The organism is Pricia mediterranea (genome assembly GCF_032248455.1).
Lineage (GTDB): Bacteria > Bacteroidota > Bacteroidia > Flavobacteriales > Flavobacteriaceae > Pricia > Pricia mediterranea.
In genome coordinates this window covers 1-3,794 of the sequence record NZ_JAVTTP010000003.1, presented here as the reverse complement: position 1 = coordinate 3,794, position 3,794 = coordinate 1, and the positions used below count along the sequence as shown (strand labels likewise).

The window sequence follows — 3,794 nt, the reverse complement described above, 5'->3', positions numbered from 1 at the left end:
TAGTTCATTGTCAATTTCCGCCGTCGTGGATTTTGTCTTCAAGAAAAAAAACGTCCTTGTGGGTGTTGTCGAGTTTGTTTTTCTGTTTGTGAACAGTAATATTACGTGCAATAGGGCGCGATGTAAAAAATTATATCTAAATACTTTAAGCCGTCAAATTGAGGTAAAAACATGATAGAATGATTGGAAATTCTAGAGATGAAGTAGCAGCATAGAACAAGTGTAATAATTGATGTAACAAACAGGATTTAGGAAGGTATTTTTTCAGAATACGTGTTATATAATAAACTGAAAGGAAAAGAAATATTAATATGTAAGCAATTTTGAAACCTACGGTATCATTAGTGGTGAAAGAGCCTAAACCGGTAATTGTTTTTTCTATAAAACCTTGAAAAAGAAGATAGAATATTCTGATTCGTTATGGGTGTGTAATTAACTCTGTCCGGTTCACTTTTCATCCATTTCAAAACATGTCGGATCTTTTATCCGACGGGTTTTGGAATGCGCCCCCGCGGCAGCGGCGTTCTCTTTGGGCCCTGTTCTCAGGTCGAACTGTATTCGGTCCCCAAATTTAATATAAAGTTGTTGAACGGTCAGGCTCCAATTATGCAATGGGCTGGTCCACTTCTTTTCAATGTTCTTTGTGGCCAGGTATATCAGTTTCATAAGGGCCATGTCGTTCGTGAACGCGCCCTTGGTCTTGGTCACCTTTCGGACCTGTCGGTGGAAGCCTTCCACCGCATTTGTGGTATAGATGATCTTCCTTATAGGTTCGGTATACTGGAAATACTGCGATAGCTGTTCCCAGTTGCGTTGCCAGCTCTCGATGACCACGGGATATTTGCTTCCCCATTTCACTTCGAGGTTCAGGAGTTCGTCTTCCGCGACCTCTTTGCTCGACGCCCGGTACACAAGTTTCAGGTCGCGCATAAATTCCTTTTGGTCCTTGGAGGCGATATATTTGAGCGAGTTCCTTATCTGGTGCACGATGCAGAGCTGTACCTGCGCTTTGGGGAATACGCCCAATATCGCATCGGTAAATCCCCGGAGGTTGTCCGTACAGGCGATCAGGATATCCTTCAGGCCGCGGTTGTTCAGGTCGGTAAGCACCTGCAGCCAAAAGTTGGCCCCTTCGCTCTCGGAGATGTACATGCCCAATATTTCCTTTCGGCCTTCCTTGTTGATGCCCAAGATGTTATAAAGTGCCTTGTGGGCTATCTTCCCGTCCACCTTCACCTTGTAGTGCATGGCATCGAGCCATACTATACAATAGAGCGGTTCCAAGGGGCGGTTCTGCCATGCCTTGACGTCGGGTATGATCCTGTCGGTTATCTGGCTCAGCACGGTGTGCGAGATATCGGTGTCGTACATTTCCTTTATATGCGAGGAGATGTCGCGATAGCTCATGCCCAGGCCATAAAGCCCGATGATCTTATCGGACAGGTTGTCCGCCAGGATGGTCTGTCGCTTTTTTACCAGTTCCGGCTCGAAACTGCTCTGCCTGTCCTGGGGCGTTTCGATATCGAAGGTGCCGTAGCCGCTCTTGATGGTCTTTTTGCCCTTGCCGTTGCGTTTGTTCCCAACGTTACGCTGGGCCTCGCCGAGATGGCCTTCCATCTCCGCTTCGAGCGCTTTCTCGATGACGTTCTTCAGCATGGGGGCGAACGCGCCGCCCTTGCCGAAAAGGTTCTTGCCCGACATGAACTGGTCAAGTACCTTTTTCTCGAATTCCGTTTGTTCTCCTTTTCTCATGATTCTGTCTGAATAAAATTAATGATATAAAATTTATTTCAGACAGAGTCTCAGTTTACACTCTCCCAAAAAAATGCCATGATTTGTGTAGTTTTCACTTGATTTCTTGAACTTTTCATAAAGTACTTTTGACCAAAGTTTAGCAAAATTATTCAAGCAACCGACCAAACTTTTTCCGTTTACCTCGATTAATACCTTCACCCACGAGCAATGAATACATACATTTCACAAACAAGACCCGTCAGAAGATTTTCTCTCCCTATTTTCCGTTGTCAAGGGTTGCCGAATTTATCCTTATTTCCATTTTGGTCTTGCTGACAGCGTCTTGCGGAAACACCGAAAAACAGATCTTGTCTTCAGCAACCTCGGGCTTTCGGCACGGATCCATAGAAGCCGGCATCGCGGCCATCCACAGGCTGGGGTCGGAGAACAGACTTAAGGTGACCGCTACCGAAGATGCCGGATATTTTGTCGAGGACTCCTTGCAGAACTACTCCGCCGTCGTTTTCCTGAATACCACCCAAGATGTCCTGAACGATGTACAACAGGCCGACTTCGAACGCTACATCCAGGCGGGCGGAGGTTTTGTGGGATACATGCGGCGACGGATACCGAATACGATTGGCCCTGGTACAAACCAACTGGTCGGGGCGGTCTTTGACGGCCATCCGAAGGTACAGGAGGCCAAACTGGAAATTGTCGACACCGGCCATCCCTCCACCAAGGACATGGATGCGGATGGACGAAAAGCGACGAGTGGTACAACTTTAAAAATATAAATCCCAATATCAACGTCCTGATATCCATTGACGAACAGAGTTACGAGGGCGGAACGAACGGCGAAGATCATCCTATCTCCTGGTATCACGAATACGACGGCGGCCGAGCGTTCTACACCGAAATGGGACATACCGATGAAACCTTCGAAGATCCCAAATTTTTGGCCCATTTATTCGGTGGTATCCAATATGCCATGGGGGACGGAAAACTGGATTACGGCCTGTCCAAATCCGACCGCGTTCCCCCCGAGGACCGCTTTGTCAAGAAAGTATTGGATTTTAACCTCAACGAACCTATGGAACTCGACGAATGCCGGGCGAGGGCATATTGTTCGTAGAACGCAGGGGCGCCTTGAAATACTATGATTTCGAGACCCGGCAGACGGAAGCATCGCACAATTAGAGCTTTTCTACGGTAATGAAGATGGATGCTCGGATTGGCCGTAGACCCGGACTATGAAGAAAACAACTGGATCTATCTCTTCTATTCCGTAGCCGGCGAGGAATCGAAACAGCATGTTTCCCGCTTTACCTTGAAGGACAAAGAATTGGACCTGGCTTCCGAAAAAGTCCTGCTCGAGATACCGACCGACCGGCATTGTTTGCCACAGCGGTGGGGCATTGGAGTTCGGCCCCGAAGGCAACCTGTTCATCACCGTGGGCGACAATACGAACCCTTTTGAATCTTCCGGTTTGCGCCTATCGACGAACGGGAAGGAAGACAGGCCTTCGATGCCCAGCGATCGGCCGCGAACACCGATGACCTGAGAGGGAAAATTCTTCGGATAACCCCAGAAGACGATGGCACCTATTCCATTCCCGAAGACAACCTGTTTCCCAAGGGGATGCCGGATACCAGGCCCGAATCTATGTCATGGGCAACCGGAACCCGTTCCGGCATTCCATCGATAGCCGAACGGGCTATCTGTACTGGGGCGATATCGGTCCCGATGCCGGAAAGGCGGACCCCAATCGCGGACCTAGCGGGATGGGCGAGTACGACAGGCGCGAAAAGCGGGGTTTTGGGGGCTGGCCCTATACCCGTGGCTACAACGAAGCCTATAACGATTTCGATTTTGCCGCCGAAACCTCATGGCGCAAATTCGATCCTGAACATCTGGTAACGATTCGCCCAACAATACGGGACTGAAGAAACTGCCCCCCGCCCAAAATCGATGATCCCGATGACCTATTACCGTTCGGAGGAATTCCCACAGGGATGGGCAGCGGCGGCAATCAACCCGATGGCAGGTCCGGTCTATC

General features: G+C 49.0%; 2 protein-coding genes and 2 pseudogenes. 3 read left to right on the top strand and 1 reads right to left on the bottom strand.

The genetic code is table 11. The features are described from left to right. Positions 1-555: 555 nt before the first annotated feature. A pseudogene (locus RQM65_RS18865) lies at positions 556-1,752 on the bottom strand (IS256 family transposase); the annotation flags it as partial. Positions 1,753-2,021: 269 nt separating this feature from the next. On the opposite strand from RQM65_RS18865, the pseudogene RQM65_RS18975 reads away from it, so the two are divergent. The 3 genes and pseudogenes from RQM65_RS18975 (at position 2,022) to RQM65_RS18850 (ending at position 3,681) form a co-directional block, all read left to right on the top strand. Further along, a pseudogene (locus tag RQM65_RS18975) lies at positions 2,022-2,869 on the top strand (ThuA domain-containing protein). A 90-nt stretch (positions 2,870-2,959) separates the two neighbouring features. Then, positions 2,960-3,214 (top strand): PQQ-dependent sugar dehydrogenase, encoded by a 255-nt coding sequence (locus tag RQM65_RS18855; protein WP_314017262.1) that lies wholly within the window; start codon positions 2,960-2,962, stop codon positions 3,212-3,214. 191 nt (positions 3,215-3,405) lie between these two features. Then, positions 3,406-3,681, top strand: a complete 276-nt coding sequence (locus RQM65_RS18850; RefSeq protein ID WP_314017260.1) for a hypothetical protein — start codon at positions 3,406-3,408, stop codon at positions 3,679-3,681. Positions 3,682-3,794: the final 113 nt, after the last annotated feature.

What these genes read in the sequence shown, in the direction of transcription:
- RQM65_RS18855 (WP_314017262.1), top strand. Translation starts at nt 2,960, where the DNA reads ATGCTCGGATTGGCCGTAGACCCGGACTATGAAGAAAACAACTGGATC.
- RQM65_RS18850 (WP_314017260.1), top strand. Translation starts at nt 3,406, where the DNA reads ATGGGCAACCGGAACCCGTTCCGGCATTCCATCGATAGCCGAACGGGC.